At 62.9% G+C, this 23,742-nt stretch carries 24 protein-coding genes, 1 tRNA gene and 1 riboswitch; of the genes, 10 read left to right on the plus strand and 15 right to left on the minus strand.

Annotation, left to right across the window (positions count from 1 at the left end):
• Window positions 1–43: 43 nt before the first annotated feature.
• From HUK73_RS04195 to rpsF, 5 genes are all read right to left on the minus strand, one after another.
• Window positions 44–1,441: a hypothetical protein gene (locus HUK73_RS04195; RefSeq protein ID WP_176590779.1), complete on the minus strand. Its 1,398-nt coding sequence runs from the start codon at window positions 1,439–1,441 to the stop codon at window positions 44–46.
• Window positions 1,438–1,590, minus strand: a complete 153-nt coding sequence (locus HUK73_RS04200; RefSeq protein ID WP_176590780.1) for a hypothetical protein — start codon at window positions 1,588–1,590, stop codon at window positions 1,438–1,440. The genes HUK73_RS04195 and HUK73_RS04200 overlap by 4 nt, the downstream gene beginning before the upstream one ends.
• Window positions 1,591–1,763: 173 nt before the next feature.
• Window positions 1,764–2,360, minus strand: a complete 597-nt coding sequence (gene rplI, locus HUK73_RS04205) for a 50S ribosomal protein L9 (RefSeq protein ID WP_176590781.1) — start codon at window positions 2,358–2,360, stop codon at window positions 1,764–1,766.
• Window positions 2,361–2,373: 13 nt separating this feature from the next.
• Window positions 2,374–2,598, minus strand: coding sequence for a 30S ribosomal protein S18 (gene rpsR / locus HUK73_RS04210; RefSeq protein WP_004212076.1), 225 nt, complete (start codon window positions 2,596–2,598; stop codon window positions 2,374–2,376).
• A 13-nt stretch (window positions 2,599–2,611) separates the two neighbouring features.
• Window positions 2,612–3,025 (minus strand): 30S ribosomal protein S6, encoded by a 414-nt coding sequence (gene rpsF / locus HUK73_RS04215; RefSeq protein WP_176590782.1) that lies wholly within the window; start codon window positions 3,023–3,025, stop codon window positions 2,612–2,614.
• A 264-nt stretch (window positions 3,026–3,289) separates the two neighbouring features.
• Here rpsF and HUK73_RS04220 point away from each other — a divergent pair, with 264 nt between their 5' ends.
• Window positions 3,290–4,693, plus strand: coding sequence for a GntP family permease (locus HUK73_RS04220; RefSeq protein WP_176590783.1), 1,404 nt, complete (start codon window positions 3,290–3,292; stop codon window positions 4,691–4,693).
• A gap of 152 nt (window positions 4,694–4,845) precedes the next feature.
• Here the strand turns inward: HUK73_RS04220 and HUK73_RS04225 are convergent, their stop codons facing one another.
• The 6 genes from HUK73_RS04225 to HUK73_RS04250 form a co-directional block, all read right to left on the minus strand.
• Window positions 4,846–5,208 (minus strand): RcnB family protein, encoded by a 363-nt coding sequence (locus HUK73_RS04225; protein WP_176590784.1) that lies wholly within the window; start codon window positions 5,206–5,208, stop codon window positions 4,846–4,848.
• A gap of 212 nt (window positions 5,209–5,420) precedes the next feature.
• Entirely contained in the window at window positions 5,421–5,588 is a 168-nt protein-coding gene (locus tag HUK73_RS04230; RefSeq protein ID WP_176590785.1) for a hypothetical protein, read from the minus strand.
• Between the two features lie 109 nt (window positions 5,589–5,697).
• Window positions 5,698–6,903, minus strand: a complete 1,206-nt coding sequence (locus HUK73_RS04235) for an ABC transporter permease (protein WP_176590786.1) — start codon at window positions 6,901–6,903, stop codon at window positions 5,698–5,700.
• Window positions 6,903–7,604: an ABC transporter ATP-binding protein gene (locus HUK73_RS04240; RefSeq protein ID WP_176590787.1), complete on the minus strand. Its 702-nt coding sequence runs from the start codon at window positions 7,602–7,604 to the stop codon at window positions 6,903–6,905. Before HUK73_RS04240 ends, HUK73_RS04235 begins: the two co-directional genes overlap by 1 nt.
• A 1-nt stretch (window position 7,605) precedes the next feature.
• Window positions 7,606–9,015: an efflux RND transporter periplasmic adaptor subunit gene (locus HUK73_RS04245; RefSeq protein WP_176590788.1), complete on the minus strand. Its 1,410-nt coding sequence runs from the start codon at window positions 9,013–9,015 to the stop codon at window positions 7,606–7,608.
• The gene (locus tag HUK73_RS04250; RefSeq protein WP_176590789.1) at window positions 9,012–10,478 is read right to left on the minus strand and encodes an efflux transporter outer membrane subunit; all 1,467 of its coding nucleotides are present in this window, start codon (window positions 10,476–10,478) and stop codon (window positions 9,012–9,014) included. Before HUK73_RS04250 ends, HUK73_RS04245 begins: the two co-directional genes overlap by 4 nt.
• Window positions 10,479–10,604: 126 nt before the next feature.
• On the opposite strand from HUK73_RS04250, the gene fabD reads away from it, so the two are divergent.
• The 6 genes from fabD to metA all read left to right on the plus strand — a co-directional run bounded on the left by fabD (window position 10,605) and on the right by metA (window position 16,499).
• Entirely contained in the window at window positions 10,605–11,540 is a 936-nt protein-coding gene (fabD, locus tag HUK73_RS04255) for an ACP S-malonyltransferase (protein WP_176592808.1), read from the plus strand.
• Between the two features lie 19 nt (window positions 11,541–11,559).
• A complete protein-coding gene (gene fabG / locus HUK73_RS04260) occupies window positions 11,560–12,300 on the plus strand; it encodes a 3-oxoacyl-[acyl-carrier-protein] reductase (RefSeq protein ID WP_176590790.1) in 741 nt (246 codons plus the stop codon).
• Between the two features lie 364 nt (window positions 12,301–12,664).
• Window positions 12,665–12,898 carry an acyl carrier protein gene (locus HUK73_RS04265; protein WP_007689016.1) on the plus strand — a complete coding sequence of 78 codons (234 nt, stop codon included), beginning with the start codon at window positions 12,665–12,667 and terminating at the stop codon, window positions 12,896–12,898.
• Window positions 12,899–13,077: 179 nt separating this feature from the next.
• Entirely contained in the window at window positions 13,078–14,337 is a 1,260-nt protein-coding gene (gene fabF, locus HUK73_RS04270) for a beta-ketoacyl-ACP synthase II (protein ID WP_176590791.1), read from the plus strand.
• A gap of 10 nt (window positions 14,338–14,347) precedes the next feature.
• Window positions 14,348–15,319 carry an endolytic transglycosylase MltG gene (gene mltG, locus HUK73_RS04275; protein WP_176590792.1) on the plus strand — a complete coding sequence of 324 codons (972 nt, stop codon included), beginning with the start codon at window positions 14,348–14,350 and terminating at the stop codon, window positions 15,317–15,319.
• Window positions 15,320–15,422: 103 nt separating this feature from the next.
• Window positions 15,423–15,529: riboswitch (SAM-I-IV-variant riboswitch) on the plus strand.
• 43 nt (window positions 15,530–15,572) lie between these two features.
• A complete protein-coding gene (gene metA, locus HUK73_RS04280) occupies window positions 15,573–16,499 on the plus strand; it encodes a homoserine O-succinyltransferase (RefSeq protein WP_176590793.1) in 927 nt (308 codons plus the stop codon).
• Here the strand turns inward: metA and HUK73_RS04285 are convergent.
• Complete coding sequence (locus tag HUK73_RS04285; protein WP_176590794.1) at window positions 16,496–16,915, minus strand: sugar transporter; 420 nt, start codon at window positions 16,913–16,915, stop codon at window positions 16,496–16,498. The two genes, metA and HUK73_RS04285, sit on opposite strands and share 4 nt — an antisense overlap.
• 48 nt (window positions 16,916–16,963) lie before the next feature.
• Between HUK73_RS04285 and HUK73_RS04290 the strand changes: the two genes are divergently transcribed.
• The gene (locus tag HUK73_RS04290) at window positions 16,964–17,503 is read left to right on the plus strand and encodes a 2'-5' RNA ligase family protein (RefSeq protein WP_176590795.1); all 540 of its coding nucleotides are present in this window, start codon (window positions 16,964–16,966) and stop codon (window positions 17,501–17,503) included.
• A gap of 15 nt (window positions 17,504–17,518) precedes the next feature.
• Here the strand turns inward: HUK73_RS04290 and HUK73_RS04295 are convergent, their stop codons facing one another.
• From HUK73_RS04295 to HUK73_RS04305, 3 genes are all read right to left on the minus strand, one after another.
• Entirely contained in the window at window positions 17,519–18,745 is a 1,227-nt protein-coding gene (locus HUK73_RS04295) for an NAD(P)/FAD-dependent oxidoreductase (protein ID WP_176590796.1), read from the minus strand.
• Window positions 18,746–18,924: 179 nt separating this feature from the next.
• The gene (locus tag HUK73_RS04300; RefSeq protein WP_176590797.1) at window positions 18,925–20,607 is read right to left on the minus strand and encodes a hypothetical protein; all 1,683 of its coding nucleotides are present in this window, start codon (window positions 20,605–20,607) and stop codon (window positions 18,925–18,927) included.
• Window positions 20,608–20,877: 270 nt separating this feature from the next.
• Window positions 20,878–20,952: transfer RNA gene (locus HUK73_RS04305), tRNA-Asn, on the minus strand.
• Between the two features lie 473 nt (window positions 20,953–21,425).
• Here HUK73_RS04305 and HUK73_RS27105 point away from each other — a divergent pair.
• Window positions 21,426–22,631 carry a cytochrome P450 gene (locus HUK73_RS27105; protein ID WP_369805430.1) on the plus strand — a complete coding sequence of 402 codons (1,206 nt, stop codon included), beginning with the start codon at window positions 21,426–21,428 and terminating at the stop codon, window positions 22,629–22,631.
• A gap of 695 nt (window positions 22,632–23,326) precedes the next feature.
• A complete protein-coding gene (locus HUK73_RS04315; RefSeq protein ID WP_255326326.1) occupies window positions 23,327–23,734 on the plus strand; it encodes a spore coat U domain-containing protein in 408 nt (135 codons plus the stop codon).
• The last annotated feature ends 8 nt before the right edge of the window (window positions 23,735–23,742 follow it).

Consider the following 23,742-nt stretch of genomic DNA (forward strand, 5'->3'; position numbering starts at 1 on the left):
GATTGCAAAGCTGACAGGCCCCAAGGGGGGAGCGGACAGGGGGTCAGTTCATAAGGTCGGCATAGCGGGTTGGCGGCGGGGGCAGCGCGATGCGCGCGATCGTGCCGGTGATCAGCAGCGCCGCGATGGCCAGCGCGCCGGGCATGGTCCGGCGGAGCCATGGGCGGCGGGGGCGCAGAATCAGCCAGCCAAGGGCCGTCGCGAACATGGCCCAGAGATGGTAGCGCAGGTCGGAGGATATGCTGATCGCCGCGAAGCTGGCCTCCTGAAACAAGGCGGAGAGGAAGAGCGCGAGGGCGAGGCGTCGTTGGGGGCTATCGGTTTCGGACGTGGCGAGCCACAGCCCCCAGAGCGCAGCGGCGACCCAGAGGATCGGCCATGCCAGCGGTGTTTCGACCAGCCGGGCGGCGATGCCCTGCCAGCGGATGGCGGCGCAGCAGGCAGGATTGGCGAGGCCCAGATTATTGGGTTCCGCCATGGCCGGCGGTCCGGCGAGCGGCCAGTGCAGCGGGACCAGCCAGCGCTCCGTGGAGTTCAGATGGGCGAAGCGGTGGGCGAGATAGGCGAAGGGGTGCCGCAGCGCTGCCTTGGCGAGATCGGCATAAAGCTGGCTGACGGGCCGTTTCTGCCAGGCTTTGGTGGTGGCTTCGCAGGCGGGGCTATTGCCGATCGGGTCCCAGAACAGGGGTTTGACACAATGGTGCTGGATCAGTGTCTGGATGGCGGAGGGGGGCAGGCCTCCGACGGACGGGTCGCCGGTTCGCACGGCGATGCCCGCAAGATCGTACAGGGGCTGGGTCCGGGTGACTCCGCTATCCCGCGCGCCGAGCAGGCCGTGGTTGATCGGCTGCGACAGGAGCAGGATTGCGGGGATGGCGGCGATCATCGTTAAAAATCGGGCGATGGTTCCCGTGGGACGCGGTATCAGCAGCATCGCCAGCGGGACTGTGGAAAAGACCGCATTGGCGCGGACCAGCGTGGCATAGGTCAGGCAAAGGATCGCGATAGCCAGAGCCGGGATCGGCATCGGCCGGTCGCGCAGGCGATAATGCGCGATCAGGCCCGTGGCGAGGCTGAGCGCGCCGATCATCTGGCTGTCCTTGATGACGATGGCGAGCCAGCCGAGCAGGAACGGGGTCGCGCCGATAGCGAGCAAGGCGACGGCCCGGCGGCCACCAATCGCGTGTGCCAACAGGGCGAGGCCAAACCAATAGGCGGCCATCTGCGCAATGAAGAGGGGCGAGGTGCCGGGGCCGGTGAAGGAAAGCGCTGTCCAGAGGCGGGCCATGATCGGCGGATGCCAATCGTCATAGCTCGCGCTCAGCACCTGTTGATATTGAACCGCCGTGTCAAAGCTGGCGATGCCGGGCCAGAAGATGAGCAATGATGCGAGCAGCAGGGCGAGCGCCGCGAGGATCGGGGGAGAGCGGAAAATGCTCACTGGGCGGCGAAGTCGGCGCGCACGACGTCGGTGAAATAGGCGACCCTGCGCCGCGAGATCATCGCTTCGGGACCGTGCCGACGCATCAGGATGCGGGCGCGGCGCGGTAGCAGGTTCTTGCTCCGGGCGGGGGACATGGCGATGGGCATAGAACATTCCTAAGTCCGCTGGAACAGTCGACGGCTCGCAATTTGCGGGAACTTAAAGTGAATTGGCGTGGAAGAGGGGGGCATTCTTGCCAGCTTGCCGGAAGGCATTTTCTCGCAAAACAAAAAAGCCGCCCGGCGAGGGGCGGCTTCTCTGCTCAGTCCGATACTGAAACTCAGGCTTCTTCGGCCGGAGCTTCTTCGGCTTCCACGGCGATCTCGCCCGGTTCCGCGTTCGGATCGTAATCTTCGGTGAAGCCGCTCTCGTCCTTTTCGAACAGGTCGGCCATCACGTCGACGCCCTGCGCCTGCAGATCGGCTTCTTCCGGCGAACGCGCGACGTTCACCGAGATGGTGACGGCGACTTCGGGGTGCAGCGCGACCTTGACGTCGAACAGGCCGAGCGTCTTGATCGGGCGTTCCAGCACGACCATCGCCTTGGTGACGTTGGTCACGCCGTCAGCGTGCAGCGCTTCGACGACGTCACGGACGGCGACCGAACCGTAGAGGTGGCCGGCGTTGGACGACTGGCGGATCAGGACGATCTGCTTGCCGTTGACGCCTTCGGCAGCCTTTTCGGCGTCCGAGCGGCGGGCGGCGTTGTCGGCTTCGATCTTCGCGCGGTTGGCTTCGAAGACCTTCTTGTTGGCGGCGTTGGAGCGCAGGGCCTTCTTGTTGGGAAGAAGGTAGTTGCGCGCATAGCCGTCCTTCACGGTGACGACGTCACCGATGGCGCCCAGCTTCTCGATGCGCTCAAGGAGAATGATTTCCATGGGTCTTTCTCCCTTACTTCACGATGTAGGGCAGCAGGCCCAGGTGACGGGCGCGCTTGATGGCCTGGGCCAGCTCACGCTGCTTCTTGGCGGACACCGCGGTGATGCGGCTGGGGACGATCTTGCCGCGCTCGGACACGAAGCCCTGGAGCAGACGGACGTCCTTATAATCGATCTTCGGCGCATCCTTGGCGGCGAAGGGGCAGCTCTTGCGGCGGCGGAAAAACGGGCGTGCCATGTTTCAGATCTCCTTATTCGCCAGCCGGGGCTTCTTCGCGCTCGCGGCGCGGGCCACGATCGCCGCGGTCACCACGATCGCCGCGCGGACCACGCTCAGCGCGTTCCTGCTTGCGCATCATGACCGACGGGCCGGCTTCCAGCTCATCGACCTTGATGGTCATGTAGCGGATGATGTCTTCGTTGATCTGGGTCTGACGCTCCAGTTCCGCAACGACACCGGCGGGGGCGTCGATGTTCAGCATCACATAGTGAGCCTTGCGGTTCTTGGCGATCTTGTACGCGAGCGAACGCAGGCCCCAGGTTTCGACCTTGGTCACCTTGCCAGCATTTTCCTCGACGATCTTGGTGGCGGTTTCCGCCAGAGCGTCCACCTGCGCCTGTGCCAGATCCTGGCGCGCAAGGAACACATGCTCATAAAGAGCCATGGGTATTGCCTCATCTGTTGGCCGATCGCTGACGCCCACCCCATGTGGAACGCCCCTCCGGCTGTCGTCTCAAGCATTGATCCGCGCGGCCCCGAGTCACCCCGTGGCCGTGCGAAGCGGCGCCTATGACGGAAATGCGGGCGAAAGGCAAGTGGGCATCGGTGCAGCAAATGCCGTCATTTCCACGGCGCCGGCCCTGCTTGTGCGCCCGGTCTTTCTCTCTATCGTGGCGGGCAAGATATTCGAACGAAAGGGGAGGGCGGGATGGCGGTCGGGATCGCGGCGCTGTCGCTGATATTGCTGATGGTTGCGGCCTACAGGGGGATGAGCGTCATCCTGATGGCCCCGCTGCTGGCGATGCTGGCGGTGTTCCTGACCGATCCCGCGGCGGTTCCGGCCGTGTTTTCCGGGCTGTTCATGGAGAAGGTGGGGAGTTTCCTGAAGCTCTATTTCCCGGTCTTCCTGCTGGGCGCGATGTTTGGCAAGCTGATCGAGATTTCGGGCTTTTCGCGTTCCATCGTGACGGCGGTGATCGCCCTGGTGGGCGCGCATAGGGCGATCCCGGCGATCATGCTGGTGACGGCGCTGCTGACCTATGGCGGCGTTTCGGTCTTCGTGGCGGTGTTTGCCGTCTATCCCTTTGCCGCCGAGATGTTCCGGCAGGGGGATATTCCCAAGCGGCTGGTGCCTGCGACCATCGGACTTGGCGCGATCACCTTCACCATGGACGCGATGCCGGGGACGCCGCAGATCCAGAATATCATTCCGACGAGCTTTTTCGGGACGACCGCCTGGGCGGCGCCGGTGCTGGGACTGATCGGCTCGGCCTGCATCATGGGGCTGGGGCTGACCTATCTTGGCTGGCGGCGGCGGGCGATGAAGGCGGCCGGAGAGGGCTATGGCGCGCCCGAGACATTGGTGAACGAACCGGAAGCGGTGGATGAGGGGGAGGGGCGCACGCATCCGCTGATTGCTTTGCTGCCCTTGCTGGTGGTGGGGCTGGGCAATTTGGCGCTGACCATGGTGATTCCGCGCATGGTGTCGGGGGAGGAGGTCAGCGTGTCGCTGGCGGGCCTGACCGAGCCTTTGGTGGTGAAGGTGGCGCAGGTGGCGGCGCTCTGGGCGGTGGAAGGGGCGTTGCTGATGGGGATCGCGACGATCCTGTTGTTCGCCTTCCCCGCAGTGGCGCGGCGTTTTGCCGATGGGTCGAGGGCAGCGGTCGGTGGCGCTTTGCTTGCCGGGATGAATACGGCGGTCGAATATGGGTTCGGGGCCGTGATTGCGGCGCTGCCGGGCTTTCTGCTGGTCAAGGAGGCGTTGAAGGCGGTGCCCAATCCGCTGGTCAATGAAGCGATCACCGTGACATCGCTCGCCGGGATTACCGGATCGGCTTCGGGGGGGCTGTCGATTGCGCTGGCCGCGATGGCGGAGCAGTTCGCGGCTGCGGGCGATGCGGCGGGGATTCCGCGCGAGGTGCTGCACAGGGTGGCGTCGATGGCGAGTGGGGGGATGGACAGCCTGCCGCATAATGGGGCGATCATCACCCTGTTGGCGGTGACCGGGCTGACGCACCGGCAGGCCTATAAGGATATTTTCGCGCTGACCCTGATCAAGACCTTCACCGTCTTCGTGGTGATCGCGGTCTATTATCTGACAGGGCTGACATAAGTGATTTCAAGTGAAATGGACCATTTCACGGCTCGGAAATAACGGACAGATAAAAGCAAAACGCCCCGGAGACGATCTCCGGGGCGTTTCTGGTGATTCTTGCTTGCCGCATTTTGCGAGCCGCCAGCTGTTCCAGCTGGCTTCAAAATGCTCTAGCGGATCGCGCCGGTGATGACCGAGGCGATGATGCCGCTGGTGATCGCGACCAGGACCGCGTCATTGCCCGAGCGGACCCAGTGATAGCCGCGCGGCGGGGCCTTCAGCTTGTAACCGCGATAATTGTCGATCACGCGATAGTTGTTCGCATAGCGGCGGTCGAAGCGCTGACCCTTGGCCCAGCGGCGGTGGTCATCCTTGCGAACGACCGTCTTCTGCTGGACCACGGTGCGGCCGTGCGGGCCCTGCTTGACGATGCGGGTTTCCTCGCGATGCGGGGCGGCCTGCGCCTGCACGCTGATCATCGGGCTGGCGACCATGGTGGTTGCGGCCAGGGCCATCAGAAACTTCTTCATCATCTTGTTGCTCCTCTTTCAATCTCGGCGCCGCTGTCCGGCGTTGAAAACAGATTTAGGAGGCGCTCGTCGCAGGGATGTGTCGCAACGCGGCGCAGTTTGTCGGAAATTGTAACAGAAGTGGAATTAGTCTGAACATCGGTTCAGAAAGCCACTGTTTTTCTACAAGAAAAGCCCCGGAAGTGGTCCGGGGCGAAGGGAGGGAGGGGAGGAGGTCAACTGGGGAGCAGGGTGGCCGTGACGATTATGCGTTTCAGGAGGATAGGACGGTCCTTGCCCTCCAGCAGCGGAGCAGGCGCGTCGGACTTGGCCGTGGCGAAAGCTGCGATGCTGGCACCCATCAGCAGGGCGGTGGCGGTCAGGCTGAGAGCGATGGTCTTCACGGGCTTCCCTTTCCATGCGTGCCCGGCGGGGCGGCATGGAAAGGGTCTTAGGAGGCAGGTGTCTCAGGATTATGCCGGAGCGCGGCAAAGCTGTCGCGAAATGTAACCTCTATTCATGGCGCAGCGCGTCGATCGGATTGAGCGCGGCGGCGCGGCGGGCGGGGAAATAGCCGAAGACGACGCCGATCGCGGCCGAGAAGAGGAACGCGATCAGGTTCACCTTTATGTCGAAGAGGAACGGCACCTGCATCAGCGGCGCAATGACGACCGAGGCGATGAGCGCCAGGAACAGGCCAATCAGGCCGCCAAGGCAGGAGAGCACGATCGCCTCGACCAGGAATTGCATCAGCACTTCGCGGGCGACGGCGCCGATGGCGAGGCGGATGCCGATCTCGCGGGTGCGCTCCGTCACGGACACCAGCATGATGTTCATGATGCCGATACCGCCGACCAGCAGCGAGATCGCCGCCACCGCCGCGACGATCTGCGTGAGGATAGTGGTGGTGCCGGTCAGTGTGTCGCTGATCTGCTTGGTGTCGAAGACGTTGAAATTATCCTCCGTGCCGGGCTTGATCTTGCGCCGCTCGCGCATGAGTTCCTCAAGGCTGGTCTGGACCGTGGCCGTGTCGTAGGCGTCGTCCACCGCGACCAGGATCTGGCTGATGTCGCGGTCGCCGGTAAAGCGGCGCTGGACGAACTTGATCGGCATCACGACGACATCGTCCTGATCGCCGAAGCCGCCCTGTCCTCGAGTGGCGAGTGCACCGATCACCTGACAGGACACGCCCTTGATCCGCATGCGCTTCCCGACCGGGTCATTGCCCTGGAACAGGTTGGTGCGGACCGTATTGCCGATGATGCAGACGGGTTTGCCGGCCTCTTCCTCTTCCGGCATGAACAGGCGGCCGGTGTCGGCCTTCCAGCTTTGCACCTCGAAATAGGCGGCGGTGGTGCCGTAGACGGTGGTGGACCAGTTGCTGCCTTCATAGATGGCGGTGCCGCTCGATTGGACCATCGGCGCGACGGCGCGGACGCCGGTGAGCTGGTTTTCGATGGCGGTCAGATCCTGCGGCTTGAAATCGGGCGGGCGCGGGCCGCCGCCGCCCCGGCCGAAGCCCTGACCGGGGCGCAATTGCAGGACATTGGCGCCCAGCGAACTGATCTGTTCGCGGACAGCCGCGGTCGCGCCATTGCCCAGCGTCACCATGGTGACGACCGCCGCCACGCCGATGATGATGCCCAGCGTGGTGAGGAAACTGCGCAGCTTGTGCCGGTTGATCGCGCGGAAGGCGAGGATGACGGTGGTGCCCAGCATCAGGCCTTCACCCCATTTTCGATGCCGTCGACCAGGCCGTCCTTGAAGTGAACGATGGTGCGGGCAAAGGCGGCCATGTCCGGTTCATGCGTCACCATCAGGACCGTGATGCCGCTGTTGCGGTTGAGGTCGGTCAGCAGTTCCATGATCTCCACCGAGCGTTCCGAATCGAGATTGCCGGTCGGTTCGTCGGCCAGCAGCACATCAGGCTGGGTGACGATGGCGCGGGCGATGGCGACGCGCTGTTGCTGGCCGCCGGAAAGCTCGGCTGGCGTATGGTCCCACCAGTCCTTCAGGCCCACCTTGTCGAGCGCGGTCAGGGCGGCGCGATGGCGGGTCTTCTTGTCCTCGCCGCGATAGAGCAGGGGCAGTTCCACATTCTCCAGCGCCGTGGTGCGGGAGAGCAGGTTGAAGCCCTGGAACACGAAGCCGAGATAACGGCGGCGCAGCAGGGCGCGCTGGTCGCGGTCGAGTTTTTCGACATGGCGGCCCTTGAACAGAAATTCTCCGGCCGAGGGCACGTCGAGGCAGCCCAATATGTTCATCGTCGTCGACTTGCCGGAGCCGGACGGCCCCATGATCGCCACAAAATCGCCCTGCGCAATGTCGAGGTCGATGCCCTTCAAGGCCTGAAAGGCGGTCGGGCCGGAGCCATAGACCTTGGTAACGCCGCGCAGGGAGATGATGGGATCAGCGGTCATTTCAGGTTCCGCTCTTGCGGCCGGTGCCGCGATTGCGGTCGCCCTTGGCGCCCTGATCGCCATTCTGGTCTTCGGCGGGCGCCTGTTGTCCGCTGGCAAGCTGTCCGGTGATGACCTTCATGCCGGGTTTCAGGTCGCCGCCGGTGATGACGGTGCGCGCGCCGTCGCTGGCGCCGACGGTGACGTTGACCGCCTTGGGATTGCCGTCCGCGTCCACGACATAGACGGTCTGGCTGCTGCCGATGCCGAAGCTGACCTGCCGCTGGTTGCCGCCCTGACGGAAGCGGCGCGGGCCGGGGACGATCTGGCTGGTGATGCCGCCGCCCTTGTTGCCGCTGCTGGGCTTGAAACGCAGCGCGCTGTTGGGGACGAGCAGCACGTCATGCAGTTCCTGAGTCACGATATCCGCCGTCGCGGTCATGCCGGGGCGCAATGTCTCGCCGCGATTGTCGACCGACAGCACCGCGGTATAGGCGACCACGGTGCCGGTGGTGCTGCTCGTGGTGGTCGTGGAGGAGGATGACGACGAGCTGCTGGAGCTGTTCGAGCCGACATTGACCCGCGTGACATTCGCCGGGAAGGTGCGGCCGGGGAAGGCGTCGACCGAGAAATTGGCGGTCTGGCCTTCCTTGACCTGTCCGACGTCGGCTTCATCGACCGAGACTTCGACCTCCATCTTGGTGAGGTCCTCCGCAATGGTGAAGAGGACCGGGGCGTTGAAGGAGGCCGCGACGGTCTGGCCCGGCTCGATATCGCGGGACAGCACGACGCCGGTGACGGGCGAGACGATCTGGGCGATGGAGAGGTTGGTCTGGGCCGTTGCAAGGCCGGCCCGCGACACCTTCACCTGCGCCTGTGCGGAGCGGAGCGTGGCGAGCGCGGATTCATAGGTGGCGCGCGCCGAATCCAGTTCGGTCTTCGCCGGGACGCGGCCGCCGGACAGCCTGTAGACGTTGAGCTGCCGGTCGAGCGTCGCCTTGGCCAGTGCCGCCTGCGCCTGCGCCTGCGCGACGCTGGCCTGAGCGGAGGAAACCTGCGCGCGGGTCTGGTTGACCGAGTCGACCAGTCGGCGGGTATCGAGTTCGGCGAGCTTCTGCCCCTTGGTCACGCGGTCGTTGACGTCGACATAGATCGCCGTGATCTTGCCCGACTGTTCGGAGCCGACATCGACCTGATTGATGGGCTTCAGGTTCCCCGTGGCCGACACGGTGACGGTAAGGTCGCCGTTGCGCGCTTCGCGGGTGGCGTAATTGGGTTTGTCCTCACCCGCGAAGCAGCGCGCGACGAGCAATATCAGGATCAGAAGGACAAGGCCGATGCCGCCCCGGATCGCCCAATTGCGCCACGGCTTTTCGGGGCGCGCGCCCAGAAAATCGTCGAGGTCCTGATCCTTGGTCATCTCATTGCTCATTGGGGGCGGTTTTCCATATTCTGCCAGCCGCCACCCAATGCATTGTAGAGTTGGGCGATGGCGAGGGCCTCATCGGACTGCGCCGAGGCAAGGCTGTTGCGGGCGCTCAAAAGCGTGTTTTCGGTGGTCGAAAGCGTCTGGAAGTCGATCAGACCCGACTGATACTGGCTGCGGGCCATGATTGCGGCGTTGTTGGACGCTTCATAGGCGGTGGCGAACTCGGTCTTGCGGGCGCGGGCGCTGGCGAGCGAGGCCATGGCGTTTTCCACATCCTCCAGGGCGGTCAGTACGCTTTTCTTATAGGCGGCGAAGGCGCCGTCGGTGGCGGCCTTTTGCGAGCGGACCTGGGAGACGCGGCGCCCGGCGTCGAAGATCGTCTGCGCGACATTGGCGAAGACGCCGCCGGTGATGAGGCTGAACAGGTCCTTGAACGCGTTGGAGGTGGTGCCGATGTTTCCGCTGATCCCGAGCGAGGGGTAAAGCTGGGCCTGCGCCACGCCGATGCGTGCGGTGGCGGCGGCAAGGGCGCGCTCGGCGGAGCGGACGTCAGGGCGCTGGCGCAGCGTGTCGGCGGGGATGCCGATGGCGATGTCGGTGGAGGCCGTGGGGATCGGCGCGGGGGTTTCGAGCGTGCGGGTGGCTTCGCCCGGCGCCTGCCCCGTGAGCACGGCGATGCGGTTGAGGCTGCCCTTCAGACTGGCCTCCAGTTGCGGGATGGTGGCGTTGGTCTGGGCGAGTTGCGCCTTGGCCTGCTGCTCGTCCAGAGCGGAGACGAGGCCCGCCTGAAGCCGCCAGTCCGCGATCTTGTAATTGTCCTGCTGGATCGTCTGGGTTTCGCGGGCGACGCGAAGCTGCTCCTGCGCGAGCCGGGCTTGCACATAGTTGGTGACGAGTTCGGAGATGATCGTCATCCGGACATTGGCGAGGTCATAGCCCGATGCCGCCAGATCGGCGCGCGCGGCTTCGGCGGAGCGGGAGAGTTCGCCGAACAGGTCGATCTGCCAACTCGCATTGGCGCCGACCGAATAGCTGCTCGACCAGTGGCTGGAACTGGAACTGATCGGCACGCCGTTCGAATCGAAACGATTGGCCGACGTCTGGCTGGTGTAGTTCTTGCCGCCACTGGCTGATCCGCTGAGCTGCGGCAGGAAGGCGGCATTGGCCTGACGCAGCGACTCCCGCGCCTGACGCAGCCGGGCCTGCGCCTGCACGATGTCGGGATTATTGGCGATGGCGCGGTCGATCAGCGCGCTCAGCGCCGGATCGTTGAGGCGGGTCCACCAGTTGGCCAGTTCCGTTTCGTCGACCGGAGTTGCATTGCCCTGGCTGTAGGTCGCGGGCACGCCGAGCGCAGCCGGGGCCGGGGCGCGATAATCGGGGCCGGCCGCGCAGGCCGAGAGGGCCATTGCCGTTCCGGCGATCCAAGCCTTGCTATATCGCACCTTTTCCTTGCACTCCGTCATCGTTAAAGGGACGCACGATTTCATGGTGAGGCAGTGAGGCGGATGCCTCAATGGCATTTGTGTCTCAAAGTGTAACGGCTTTGATAAATTGCGCTTTTGGAGCGCCAGCGTGTCAGAAGGTGGATGATGAGGGCATTTCTTTTTCCGGGGCAGGGCAGCCAGTCGGTCGGCATGGGCAAGGCGCTGGCCGAGGCGAGTCCGGCAGCGAAGGAACTGTTTCAGGAGGTTGATGACGCCCTGTCGCAGCATTTGTTCCGCATCATGGTGGAAGGGCCGGAAAGCGACCTGACGCTCACCGAAAATGCGCAGCCCGCGATCATGGCGAACGCGCTGGCGACGCTGCGCGTGATGCAGAAGGAGGGCGGTTTCTCGCTGGCGGAGAAGGGCGATTTCGTCGCCGGACACTCGCTGGGCGAATATAGCGCGCTGTGCGCGGCGGAGGCTTTCGACATTGGCACCACCGCGAAGCTGCTGAAGCTGCGCGGGCAGGCGATGCAGGCGGCCGTGCCGGTGGGCGAGGGCGCGATGGCGGCGCTGCTGGGCGCGGACATCGAAAAGGCGCAGGCGTTGGCCGATGCAGCGGCCGAGGGCGAGGTCTGCACCATCGCCAACGACAATGACCCGACGCAGGTGGTGATTTCCGGCCATCGCGGCGCCATTGAGCGCGCGGTGGCTCTGGTGAAGGAGCATGGGATCAAGCGCGGCGTGCTGCTGCCGGTGTCGGCGCCCTTCCACTGCCCGCTGATGCAGCCCGCTGCCGAGGCGATGGCGGAGGCTCTGGGCAAGGCGGCGATCAATACGCCGCTGCTGCCGGTCTATGCCAATGTGCTGGCCGCGCCCATCGCCGATCCTGAAGAGATCAAGGCGCGTCTGGTCGAGCAGGTGACGGGCCGGGTACGCTGGCGCGAATCCGTGGCGGCCATGTGGGACGCGGGCGTGACCGAGTTCGTCGAGCTGGGCGGCAAGGTCGTGGGGCCGATGGTCAAGCGCATCGCGCCCGACGCAACCGTGCGCAGCATCGTGACGATGGACGATATCGAGGCGGCGCTGGCCGCTTTCTGACGGGGTAAGGATTAGCAATATGTTCGATCTGACAGGCATGACCGCGCTGGTGACGGGCGCTTCGGGAGGCATTGGTTCCGCCATCGCCAAGGCTCTGGCCGCGCAGGGCGCCACGCTCGCCCTTTCGGGGAGCAATGAGGAGAAGCTGAAGGCCTTTGCCGCGGAACTGGGCGGGGATCACAAGATTCTGGTCTGCAACCTCAGCGATCCGGCTGCGGTCGATGCGCTGATCCCGCAGGCCGTGGAGGCGCTGGGCGGCAAGCTCGACATTCTGGTCAACAATGCCGGGATCACCCGCGACAACCTGATCCTGCGCATGAAGGATGAGGAATGGTCGGACGTGATCTCCGTCAATCTGGAGGCAGCCTTCCGTCTGGCGCGTGCCGCCGCCAAGCCGATGATGAAGGCGCGTTTCGGCCGCATCATCTCCATCACCTCGGTCGTGGGCGTCACCGGCAATCCGGGGCAGGCCAATTATGCCGCGTCCAAGGCGGGCATTATCGGCATGTCCAAGTCGCTGGGGCAGGAACTGGCGAGCCGTGGCATCACGGTGAACTGCGTCGCGCCGGGCTTCATCCGGTCGGCGATGACCGATGCGCTGAACGACGCGCAGAAGGGCGCGATTCTCACCAAGATTCCGGCCGGCGATCTGGGCGCGGGCGAGGATATCGGCGCCGCCGTCGTCTACCTTGCGAGCAAGGAGGCCGGGTACGTCACCGGCCAGACGCTGCACGTCAATGGCGGCATGGCGATGATCTGAGGGACCGATCGGCAATCAGCCCATACGGGCCTGCAAAGCGCGATTTTCTGCGCGCCGGCGCTCACGGACTTTAAGTCCGCTGCGCTCCGGTGCTCGAAAATCCCACTTTTCGGCTCCGTCTGAACTGAATGTCGACCGGCCCCTGCTAATTCGGGCGCGGCGGATTATTCCTTCGTGCCCGAAAATTTTGGGCATTTGCAAAGACGCCGCCTTGTGCCATCGGAGCAGCAGGAGTCGAATGCAGGCGAACGGGTGTGCGTTTCCCGATTGTCTCTTGCCTCTTGCCTCTGTAGGGGCTTGCCTCTAGGGCATGCCTTAACAAATATTCAGAACCATCAACGATACCCAGTAAAAAGGACCACTCATGAGTGAGACCGCGGATCGCGTAAAGAAAATCGTCGTCGAGCATCTGGGCGTCGAAGCCGAGAAGGTGACCGAGGACGCGAGCTTCATCGACGATCTGGGCGCTGACAGCCTGGACATCGTTGAGCTGGTGATGGCGTTCGAGGAAGAATTCGGAGTCGAGATTCCTGACGATGCGGCGGAAAAGATCGCCACCGTCAAGGACGCTATCGATTACATCGACAGCAAGCAGTAAGAACGCTTGGCGGCCTGCCTGATCGGGGTGGGACCGCAGTCGTTTGAAAGGAAATGGCTCCTCCTGTCCGGTAGAACCGGGTCTTGGGGAGCCTTTTCGTATCTGGCATGCCGTTCACAAGCGCTTTTGAAGCGGCTAAGGGACGGCAAACGCCAATGAGAATTTTTCGGAGCAAGGATATGCGTCGCGTCGTCGTAACCGGCCTAGGCATGGTGAGCCCGCTGGGCGGGAATGTCGAAACCACCTGGAAGAATATCATCGCGGCCAAGTCTGGCGCAGCGACGATCACGCGCTTCGACGCCAGCGAGTATAAATGCCGTATCGCCTGCGAAGTGAAGCCGGCGGACCATGAATATGGCTATGACGCGTCGCTGGACGTGGATCACAAGATCCAGCGCCAGGTCGATCCGTTCATCGTCTTCGGCATCTCCGCCGCCAGCGAAGCGCTGCGCGACGCGGGTCTGGACAATATGAGCGAAGAAGAGCGTCTGCGCGCCGGTTGCTCCATCGGTTCGGGCATCGGCGGCCTGCCGGGCATCGAGAGCGAATCGCTGGTGCTGGCGAACAAGGGGCCGAACCGCGTGTCGCCGCACTTCGTCCACGGGCGCCTGATCAACCTGATCTCCGGACAGGTCTCGATCAAATATGGCCTGATGGGGCCGAACCATGCGGTCGTGACCGCCTGCTCCACGGGCGCGCACTCCATCGGTGACGCCGCGCGCATGATCGCGATGGACGATGCCGACGTGATGCTGGCCGGTGGCGCGGAGAGCGCGATCTGCCCGATCGGCATTGCCGGATTCGCGCAGGCTCGCGCGCTGTCGACCGGCTTCAACGACACGCCGGAAAAGGCGTCGCGGCCCTATGACGTCAACCGCGACGGCTTCGTCATGGGCGAGGGTGCGGGCGTGGTCGTGCTGGAGGAATATGAGCGCGCCAAGAAGCGCGGCGCGAAAATCTATGCCGAGGTCATCGGTTACGGCCTGTCGGGCGACGCTTATCACGTTACCGCTCCGCATCCGGAGGGCAATGGCGGCTATCGTTCGATGGAGATGGCGCTCCGCAAATCAGGGCTGTCGCTGGCGGACATCGACTATGTGAACGCGCATGGCACTTCCACGCCTTTGGGCGACGAACTGGAACTGGGCGCGGTGAAGCGGCTGTTCGGCGATCACCTGAGCACCATGTCGATGAGTTCGACCAAGTCGGCCATCGGTCATCTTCTGGGTGGCGCGGGCGCGGTGGAGAGCATCTTCTGCATTCTTGCCATGCGCGACCAGATCGTGCCGCCCACGCTGAACCTCGACGAGCCGAGCGAAAGCTGCAAGGGCGTTGATCTGGTTCCGCATGTCGCCAAGGAGCGCAAGGTGCGCGCGGTGCTGAACAATTCGTTCGGCTTCGGCGGCACCAATGCCTCGCTCATCATGAAGGCGATCTGAGACGAAACCCATGCGGCGGCTTGGCTGTAGCATATTGCTCATCGGTCTGGCCGTCGCGGCCTTTGTCGCGTTCCGCTTCGTCTATGGCTGGACCGAGGCGGGGCCGGCGAAAGCCGATATCACGATCGTGGTGCCCGACGGCGCGACGATCGCGGATGCGGCGGTGTTGCTCAAGCAGAAGGGCATTGTGCGCTCCGCCGATGCCTTCCTGACCCGTGCCAAGGTCTTCGGGCGCGGCAAGTCGATCAAGGCGGGCGAGTTCCTGATCCCCAAGGGCGCCAGCAACAGCGATATCTTTCGGATTTTGCAGGGCGGCAAGACGCTGACCCGGCTCATCACCATACCGGAGGGCATGCCCTCGATCCTGGTCTATGAGCGGCTGAAGGCGAATGAGGAACTGACCGGCGACGTCGCGGTGCCGGAAGAGGGCAGCGTGCTGCCCGACAGCTATGCCTTCGACAAGGGCGAGAGTCGGGACGTGGTGCTGAAGCGCATGCAGTCCGCGATGGACAAGGCGCTGGCGACATTGTGGGCGGACAGGGCGCCCGATACGGTGGCCAAGTCCCCCAGGGAAGCGATCATCCTCGCCAGCATCGTAGAGAAGGAAACCGGCGTTCCTTCCGAACGGCCGATGGTGGCGGGGGTTTACGGCAACCGTCTGAAATCGCACATGATGTTGCAGGCGGACCCGACGATCATCTACCCCATCACCAAGGGCAAGCCGCTCGGGCGGCGGATCAAGAAGTCGGAGATCGCGGCGGTCAACGATTATAACACCTATGCGATGACTGGCCTGCCCAAGGGGCCGATCGCCAATCCGGGGCGGCTGTCGATTCTGGCGGTGCTGCATCCGGCGGAGACGAAGGCGCTCTATTTTGTCGCCGATGGGAAGGGCGGGCATATTTTTGCCGATACGCTGCAAGAGCATAATGAAAATGTGCGGAAATGGTTCGAAATCCGCCGGGCTCGGGGTGAGCTGTAAACTGGCTATTGGGTTGGCCTCGCCCATTTTCGATGGCGCTCCAATTTTTCCTTTTCTCCTGTAAAGCAGCGATTGCCAAACCGTCTTCGCGTGCCTAAATGGGCGTCAGCATCAAGAGTTGGGGCGACGCCCAACGCCAACCTGCCGATCCGGGCAAGGTGGCACTCCCGCAGGGAGGATGTGGCCGATCCGGCAATCAAGCGGACCCAAGCCACGTCGTCAAGCGTCGCTCCCTGACAAGGAATGACGTGAAGTGCCGATCAAGATAGCCGATGACCTGCCCGCCCGCCGCACGCTGGAGGCCGAGGGCGTCGTTGTCATGCGCGAAGCCGATGCGGTCCGGCAGGATATCCGCCCGTTAAGGATCGCGCTGCTCAACCTCATGCCCAACAAGATCAGCACCGAAACGCAACTGGCCCGGCTGCTGGGCGCGACGCCGTTGCAGGTGGAACTGACGCTAGTGCGGATCAGCGATCATGTGTCGCGCAATACTTCGGCCGATCATATGGCGTCCTTCTATCGCCCCTGGAGCGATGTACGGGATGAGCGGTTCGATGGCTTTATCATCACGGGCGCGCCGGTGGAGCAGCTGCCTTTTGAAGAGGTGAGCTATTGGGAGGAACTGCGGTCGATTTTCGACTGGACGCAGACCCATGTGCACCGTTCCCTCAGCATCTGCTGGGCGGCGCAGGCGGCGCTGCATCATTTCCATGGGGTGGAAAAGCATGCGTTGGAGCGGAAGGCCTTCGGCGTGTTCCGCCATCATGTCCATTTGCCGTCATCGCCGTGGATGCGGGGGCTTTCCGATGATTTCTGCGTGCCGGTGTCGCGCTGGTCGGAGGTGCGGCGGGAGGATATTCCGGACGGGCGCGGCTTGCAGATATTGGCGGATAGCGCGGAATCGGGCCTGTGCCTGGTCGGCGATCCGGGACGCGGCTTCCTGCATATGTTCAACCATCTGGAATATGACGGCCAGACGCTGGCCGACGAATATGCACGCGATGGGGCAGGGCAGTTGCCGGCCCATTATTTCCCCCATGACGATCCCACCCAGACGCCGCAGAATCATTGGCGCAGCCATGCGCATCTGCTGTTCGGCAACTGGATCAACGAAATCTATCAGACCGTGCCTTTCGAATTTGGCGCGATCGGGCAGGGGGCGGTGTTGAACGCCGCCTAGTGGAGAAGGCCCCTGCCGGTCAGGGTGCGGGCATAGCGCCACTGGAAGATGGCGATGATCAGGATCACGGCCGGGAAGATTGCGGCCGTGGCGCCTTTTACCGCCAGCAGGTCGGTGTGGATGAAGCTGTAGCCGAATTGCACGATCACGCCGATGATCGAGAGCAGGAACAGGGGCACGGCGGCCGCTTTGCGGAGCAGCAGAAGGATCGCCCCCAAAGTACCGGCGCCGACCGCGACCGCATAGGCTGTCCAGGCCCAGCCGGGCATGGCCGCGAAGATTCGGGCGGTATAGGGATCGGTCTTCGCCAATTGGTTGAGGTCGGCGCTATATTGCATGATGAAGGCTGCTACCCCCATCAGGTTCCAGAGCAGCAGGACGATGCCTATGCCCCAAAAGGATCGCGCTACGGTCATGGCTGTTTCCCCCTCCGTTGGCGGCCCGGCCTTTCAGGGTCGCTGACGATGGATCATACTCTTAGCCATGACTTTTCGGAAGCGGTCGCAGCGCCGATCATAGTGACGGCCCTGATGAGCGCGTCGGATTTCCGCTGGGCGGAAGGACTGCGGCGCGCGCATTTCCCGGCCGAGCGCAATCGGGTGCCAGCGCATGTCACGTTGTTCCATCATCTGCCGCCCTCGGCCCTTGATGAAGTGGCGCGGCGGTTGAAGCGGCTTTGCGTGGGGCCTGCCCCTGCCGCGCGGCTGACGGAAGTGATGCTGCAGGAGAGGGGCGTCGCCTATCGGGTAGACAGCCCGGAGCTGATGGCGATGCGCGATGAATTGACGGAGGCTTTTGCGGGCCTGCTCGTGCCGCAGGATCAGGCGCGGCCGCGCTTTCACATCACGGTGCAGAACAAGGTCGAACCCCAAGAGGCCAAGGCGTTGGCGGAGGCGCTCAGGCGGGATTTTCGTCCGAGGCCGCTCATGATCGCCGGGCTTGCGGCCTGGTATTATCGTGGCGGCCCCTGGGAATTGGCGATGAAGGCCGGCTTTCGGGGCTGACCTTCATCGGATCGATCAGGCGAGGCCGACTTCCTTGAGCGGCACGGCTGGGTCAGCGAGCTGCGACTGGTCCAGCACCGCGCCGGAGATGACATGGGCGCGGCCCTGCACATAATCCTTGACCGCATTGACGCAGTCGAGCGCGATCAGCTTGCCGCCCTTCAGATACAGGACGGAAAAGCTGCGGGTCGCCGGATCGCCGCGCAGGATCGTCTGGTCATGGCCGGTGGAGAGGCCCACGGTCTGGAGCTTGAGGTCATATTGGTTCGACCAGAACCAGGGCACCGCATGATAGGCTTCTTCCTTGCCCATGATGTGGCTGACGGCGACCTTCGCTTGATCGTTGGCGTTCTGCACGGATTCAAGGCGAATCTGCGCGCCGCGGGCGAAGCTGTTGGCATGGGCCGCGCAATCGCCCACCGCATAGATGTCGGGCAGGCTGGTGCGGCAATATTCGTCCACATCCACGCCATTGCCGCCCACCGCGCCGGCCGCGATCAGCGGGCCGGTTTCGGGGATGATGCCGATGCCGACGATCACCATGTCGGTTTCGATCCGTTCGCCATCCTGCATCAGCACGGCGGTCGCCTTGCTGTCGGTCACTTCGATGCAGTCCATCCGCGCGCCGGTGCGGAGATCAACGCCATGGGCGCGATGTTCGGCTTCGTAGAAGCGCGACAATTCCTCGCCCGCCACGCGCGCCAGCACCCGATCGAGCGCTTCGAGCAGCACCACCTTCTTGCCGAACTTCGACAGAACGGCAGCGGCTTCCAGACCGATATAACCGCCGCCAATGACGGTCACATGATTGATCTGGTCGATCTTCGCCATCATCGCATCGACATCGTCGCGGCGGCGGACGGCGTGGACATTGGGGGCATCGGCGCCGGCGCAGGTCAGCATGCGCGGGGAGCCGCCGGTCGCCCAGATCAGCTTGCCATAGCCGATTTCGCGATCGCCCGCGGTCACGAACTTGCCCACCGGATCGACCGATTTCACCCGCAGGCCCAACAGCATGTCGATCTTGCGCTCTTCCCAGAAGCTCGCCGGACGGATCAGGATGCGATCGAAGCTCTTGTCGCCTGCAAAATATTCCTTCGACAGCGGGGGACGCTCATAGGGCGGGTCCTTTTCATCGCCGATCATGGCGACCGAACCGTCAAACCCGAGCTGGCGCAGCGAAATCCCGGCCTGCGCTCCTGCATGACCGGCGCCTACGATCAGGACGTCATAATAGCTCATTAGCGCGCAATCCCCTCACAGCATAGTGTGGCGTCCTTGGCGCGCTTTCGCGGGGCTGGCAAGCGGATTGTCGTGCGATACCGCTATCATTGGGATCGGTGGCCCGATGCGCTGTCGGCGAATTTCCGACGATTTTCATGAGCGCCTGGAGAGCCCTGTGATCCCGTTCAAAGGGTCGGTTAAAAGGCGGAAGAAGCGATCGCCCTGTCTGCCCGACGCCATGCCGCTTCGAAATCGGCGCGAGTACGGGCTGCTTCGGCGCCTTTGCCTTGCTGTTCGAGGGCCAATGCCAATCCTTGAAGGGCCCAACCATTGGCTGGATTGCGTTTCAGGTCCTCACGATAGACGGTTTCCGCTTGGGCCGTCTGTCCAGCCGCCAGCAACGCCGCGCCCAGAAGATGGCGGGTCGGGAAAAATTCGTCGCTGGGCTCGTCGTAGGACAGGCTGTCCTCCTTGCCCACGGCTTCTGTGAGCAGGGCGATCTCTGCCGTGCGATTTCCCTCCGCCTGGGCGATGCGCGCGCGGGCGCGCAGCAGAGCGATTTCGTACAGGGGCTTGCCAGCATTCATCGCGGCGGTTGCATCGGCGGGCATGGCGGCCGTTGCCTTTTCCGCCGCCGTCAGTTCGGTCCGGGCCTCCGCCAGCCGGCCAAGAGCTGCAAAAGCCTGTGCGCGGTCGGCCAGATAGGCGATCATCAGCCCTTTCAACCGTGGATCGGGCATGGGTTCGGCGATCATTGCCTCCCACCGGCCGAACCGGATCATCGCATCGTAGGAAAAGCCGAGTATCCAGTCGGAGCCAGCCATTCCGGCGACCATATCGTCGGACATGACGGTACGGACCTTGTGCAGCGCGGCCATCGTCTCCGCCTCGCGGCCTTCCATGGAAGCGGCTGCCGCCAGAAACTGGAGGTTGTGCGCCGAATACATGGGATAATAATCGATGGCGGCGGTCTGTTTGTAATAGGCCTCGTCCGACTGGGCGGCGCGGCGATTGGCTTCGGCCGAGGCTTCATAGCGTCCCACCCGCTGCATGATGTGGGACGGCATGTGGACCAGATGGCCCGCCGCGGGCATCATCGCCCCTACGCGCTCGGCGGCGGTGATGCCCTTGTCGGGGGCGTTCGATGCTTCGATGGCGTGGATATAATAATGGTTCGCGCCAGGATGCTCCGGGTTTCTGGCCAGTGCGCGTTCGAGGGTCGAGACGATTTCCGCCGTGCCGGGCGCGGGTCTGCCGTCATTGTCCCACAGTTTCCAGGGGTTGAGGTTCATCAGGGCCTCGGCAAACATCACCTGGACATCGATATCGTCGGGATAGGCATTCGCCACCGTCCGCATCGCATCGGCATAGGCCCGAAGCAAGGGTGGGCCATTGGCGGGGCCGATCCCCTTCGTGCCGTCGAATCGCCGGGCCAGCGCTTCGATCAGCGCCCGGTCGACGTTGGGCGCTCTGGGGGCGAGTGAGCGAGCCTGTTCCAACGCCTGCCATCCCACTTGCGCGCGAATATCGGCCATGGTCATCATGTTGTAATTGGGGCCAAGGCTCAGCGCCACGCCCCAGAAGCACATGGCGCAAGCCGGATCGGCCACCGTGGCACGCGCGAAGGAGCGTGCGGCCTCATCATGATTGAACGCCCAGAGAAAGCGCATGCCCTGATCGAAATAGGCCTGAGCCTCCGCCGAATTCGTGCCGGCGGGCCGATGGAAACTGCCCATGCCATCGAATATCCGGGCGCCGTTCGCCCATTCGCCGATCGTGCGGGGAAAGGCATGATGCATGCCCGCCATGTTCTCCTGGGCGTGAAGCGGGCTTGCCGCCAATGCTGCCATGACGGTCAGAAGCGTTGCGAAGCGGCGCATCCCACTCTCCCCCAAAGCCTGGCCCGCCACAGGACATGGTTGCTGACGCTGTTTCGACCAAGGATGGTGCTCAGTTTATGCACGATCCGTGCGCATGAGAAGCCATGGCCAGGGCCGTCGAAAAGAATATTTGTGGGATGAACTGCCCTGACGCCATCGTCTCGCAATGGTCATGATGTCTGGGGGAGCGCCTGTCTTCCCGGCGCATCGGGACTTGACGGCTCGTCGACGGCCTTCGGGACAAGGATCGTGATGAGGTATGAAGGCGTGTGGCTCCCCGAGTAGGATTCGAACCTACGGCCATTCGATTAACAGTCGAATGCTCTACCGCTGAGCTATCGGGGAGCAGCCCGGCTTCCGCTGGGCAGGCCGCGCCTATAGCAGCGGCTTTGTTGAAATGACAAGGGCTTCGGATGCCTTGAATCATAAAAAATACAGAAAGACGTCATGGACATTCACGCCCGCCGCGACCGGCTGGCTGTCGGGCATGGTGACGTTCACCGTGCCTGGGCCGCTTCCCAACCTCGAACGCTATGATCGGTTTATTGGCGGCTCAAAGCCATTCGCGGATGGGCAAGGACGGGGTAGGAGGTTATGTTACAGGCAGTTCCCGAACCGCACCGGCAATGTTCGCCGTCAAAGACCGCGGCACTGTTTCGGAAGCTTCCCGAAGTGTCCCATGCTTTTGCTTCGGTTGGCAGGGCGACCAGCGGCGGCATGGAAGCCACGTTCGGCGCCCCCTGATGGATAGACGGAGACATTTCCCCTCGCTTTTGGCAAGGTGATAATCAGCAGCAGCTATTGGGAGGGGAACAACCGTGACCGCTCAAGTTCCTTCGGAAACCGTCACCTGTCCGTTCCATGATGGGGAAGATCAGCGCAAGTCGGCAGTGGCTTCGGCCGGCGGTGGTACGGTGAAGGCGGCGGTGCGGACCCAGACGTTCGAACGGGCCCGCGCGGTGCTCCGGAACCAGAGCGCGCGGCAGGCGGGCTTCATGGCCGAGCAGGTGGGCAAGATCGGCAGCGCCACGCGCCAGCCGATCCTCTTCCTCGAAGGTGAGGCGCATCGCGTGCAACGCAGCGCCACTGCCCGCTTCTTCACACCCAAAATCGTCACCACGCGCTATCGTGGCCTGATGATCCGCCTGTCGGATGGCCTCGTCAGCCGATTTCAGGCGCGCAAGCGGGCGAAGCTCGACGATCTCAGCCTGGAACTGGCCGTGGCGGTCGCGGGCGACATCGTCGGCCTGACCGACAGCGATCCGGATGGCCTTGCCAGACGGCTGGATGTTTTCTTCACCGGCAATTTCGATCCGCCGAAAAATCCGATCAAGGCATTCGCAAGGTTTCTTCACCAGCAATATCTGGTGCTGCGCTTCTACTATAAGGATGTGGCGCCCGCGATCCGCTCACGCAGGAAGCAGCGCAAGGACGACGTGATCTCGCACCTGATCGATCAGGGTTATAATGGCCGGGAGATATTGACGGAGTGTCTCGTCTACGGCGCTGCCGGGATGGCGACCACGCGCGAATTCATCGTCATGGCGGCCTGGCACATGCTGGGCAATGACGAGATTCGTACCGCCTTCCTTGAAGGCGATGAAGGTGACAGGATCGGGCTTCTCGAGGAAATTCTGCGGCTCGAACCGGTGGTCGGTTACATTTACCGCCGCCTGCATGAGGATCTGCCGACGGCGGACGGGAGCGCGCAGCATGTCCGTAAGGGCGACGCGGTGGCGATCGACGTGCGCGCCGCCAATACCGACGCGGCGGCGTTCGGCGCCTGTCCGATGCAGGTTCAGCCGGGGCGCAAGGTCAGTGCCAAATATGGCAATGCGGGCCTCGCTTTCGGCGATGGGGAGCATCGCTGCCCCGGCGCGCAGGTTGCGCTGCAGGAGACCTGCCTGTTTCTGGAGCGGTTGATGCAGGTGCCCGGACTGAAGCTGGAGCGGGCGCCCGATCTTGCCTGGAATCGGCTGGTGACCGGCTATGAGCTGCGCAACTGCGTGATTATTTGCGACTGAATGAGTCTCGTTGGATGCGCTGGCGGAGATCGACCAGGCACGCCATGATTTCGGACGAACGTAGTTTGGCGGATGGCCATGGCCCGTTGCGGGACCCGTGCATGAGGCGGGAGAGGGGCGTTTTGCCCGCTATCCGGGGTGTCAGGAGTCAGTGTTCCCGCCTGTCACCTGAATGTAAGACGAGGCAGGTCGCCGGAGATGGTGACCTGTCTTTTTTGGGCGATAACTGAATCATGTCGGAACATTTCGTTAATGTAACGAAATCTGCTTTCAAGATATGGATATTTATATCTATAGATATATAAATAATGGGATGATTTTATTTCATATGTGGAATTATATCAAGGCATGATTTTTCTGTTTTGACGATAGAGTCTTTCAATATTTCATTCGTAAATAATGTATTAAAACTTGATATAATATAGAGATTAACGAGATTGTAAGAGCTGTTTGGCGGTGGCTTTGTGCAGTTGCTGCCTTTGTATTTTGAACCATTTTGTCTCATAAGAAATATGCCGCTTCCCCATTTGCGATGAGAAGATCGCTAACGGTTCTCTAACCTTTTTCGAGCAAATTGATCCACGTTAAGACGTGTCGACTTTAAGTTGGGGAGGAACGTCGTGTACAGATCGTGCATAATATTCGTCATGCTTCTGGCACCAGAAGCTGCGTGGGCAACAGATGCCACGACGACTATGGGTGTATCAGCTACGGTGTTGAATGCTTGTCTGGTGACGGCAACCAGCCTTGCCTTCGGAACCTATAATCCCACCTCTTCGACGCCGACGGACGCGACCAGCACGATCAACGTCACGTGCACGCCCGGAACATTGTTCAATGTCGGGTTAAGTGCCGGAAGCACAGGTGGAGCCACGGTTACCACCCGGCAAATGCTGAACGGTGCAACGCCGCTCAACTATTCGCTTTACAGTAATGCGGGGCGCAGCACCAATTGGGGTAATACGCCAGGATCGGACACAGTCTCGCAGACAGCCTCGACCATCCTGCCGATATCGTTCACCGTCTATGGCCGCATCCCTCAACAACAGAGTGTGGGGGCCGGAAACTACACAGACACTGTCACCATTACTGTGAGTTACTGAAGAGACAT

It is taken from the genome of Sphingobium sp. EM0848 (assembly GCF_013375555.1).
Classification (GTDB): domain Bacteria; phylum Pseudomonadota; class Alphaproteobacteria; order Sphingomonadales; family Sphingomonadaceae; genus Sphingobium.

Excerpts from the sequence above, each read along its gene's own strand:
- HUK73_RS04200 (WP_176590780.1), bottom strand. The coding sequence starts at position 1,590 with ATGCCCATCGCCATGTCCCCCGCCCGGAGCAAGAACCTGCTACCGCGC.
- rplI (WP_176590781.1), bottom strand. The coding sequence starts at position 2,360 with ATGGAAATCATTCTCCTTGAGCGCATCGAGAAGCTGGGCGCCATCGGT.
- rpsR (WP_004212076.1), bottom strand. The coding sequence starts at position 2,598 with ATGGCACGCCCGTTTTTCCGCCGCCGCAAGAGCTGCCCCTTCGCCGCC.
- rpsF (WP_176590782.1), bottom strand. The coding sequence starts at position 3,025 with ATGGCTCTTTATGAGCATGTGTTCCTTGCGCGCCAGGATCTGGCACAG.
- HUK73_RS04220 (WP_176590783.1), top strand. The coding sequence starts at position 3,290 with ATGGCGGTCGGGATCGCGGCGCTGTCGCTGATATTGCTGATGGTTGCG.
- HUK73_RS04225 (WP_176590784.1), bottom strand. The coding sequence starts at position 5,208 with ATGATGAAGAAGTTTCTGATGGCCCTGGCCGCAACCACCATGGTCGCC.
- HUK73_RS04235 (WP_176590786.1), bottom strand. The coding sequence starts at position 6,903 with ATGCTGGGCACCACCGTCATCCTCGCCTTCCGCGCGATCAACCGGCAC.
- HUK73_RS04240 (WP_176590787.1), bottom strand. The coding sequence starts at position 7,604 with ATGACCGCTGATCCCATCATCTCCCTGCGCGGCGTTACCAAGGTCTAT.
- HUK73_RS04245 (WP_176590788.1), bottom strand. The coding sequence starts at position 9,015 with ATGAGCAATGAGATGACCAAGGATCAGGACCTCGACGATTTTCTGGGC.
- HUK73_RS04250 (WP_176590789.1), bottom strand. The coding sequence starts at position 10,478 with ATGACGGAGTGCAAGGAAAAGGTGCGATATAGCAAGGCTTGGATCGCC.
- fabD (WP_176592808.1), top strand. The coding sequence starts at position 10,605 with ATGAGGGCATTTCTTTTTCCGGGGCAGGGCAGCCAGTCGGTCGGCATG.
- fabG (WP_176590790.1), top strand. The coding sequence starts at position 11,560 with ATGTTCGATCTGACAGGCATGACCGCGCTGGTGACGGGCGCTTCGGGA.
- HUK73_RS04265 (WP_007689016.1), top strand. The coding sequence starts at position 12,665 with ATGAGTGAGACCGCGGATCGCGTAAAGAAAATCGTCGTCGAGCATCTG.
- fabF (WP_176590791.1), top strand. The coding sequence starts at position 13,078 with ATGCGTCGCGTCGTCGTAACCGGCCTAGGCATGGTGAGCCCGCTGGGC.
- mltG (WP_176590792.1), top strand. The coding sequence starts at position 14,348 with ATGCGGCGGCTTGGCTGTAGCATATTGCTCATCGGTCTGGCCGTCGCG.
- HUK73_RS04285 (WP_176590794.1), bottom strand. The coding sequence starts at position 16,915 with ATGACCGTAGCGCGATCCTTTTGGGGCATAGGCATCGTCCTGCTGCTC.
- HUK73_RS04290 (WP_176590795.1), top strand. The coding sequence starts at position 16,964 with ATGGATCATACTCTTAGCCATGACTTTTCGGAAGCGGTCGCAGCGCCG.
- HUK73_RS04295 (WP_176590796.1), bottom strand. The coding sequence starts at position 18,745 with ATGAGCTATTATGACGTCCTGATCGTAGGCGCCGGTCATGCAGGAGCG.
- HUK73_RS04300 (WP_176590797.1), bottom strand. The coding sequence starts at position 20,607 with ATGCGCCGCTTCGCAACGCTTCTGACCGTCATGGCAGCATTGGCGGCA.
- HUK73_RS04315 (WP_255326326.1), top strand. The coding sequence starts at position 23,327 with ATGGGTGTATCAGCTACGGTGTTGAATGCTTGTCTGGTGACGGCAACC.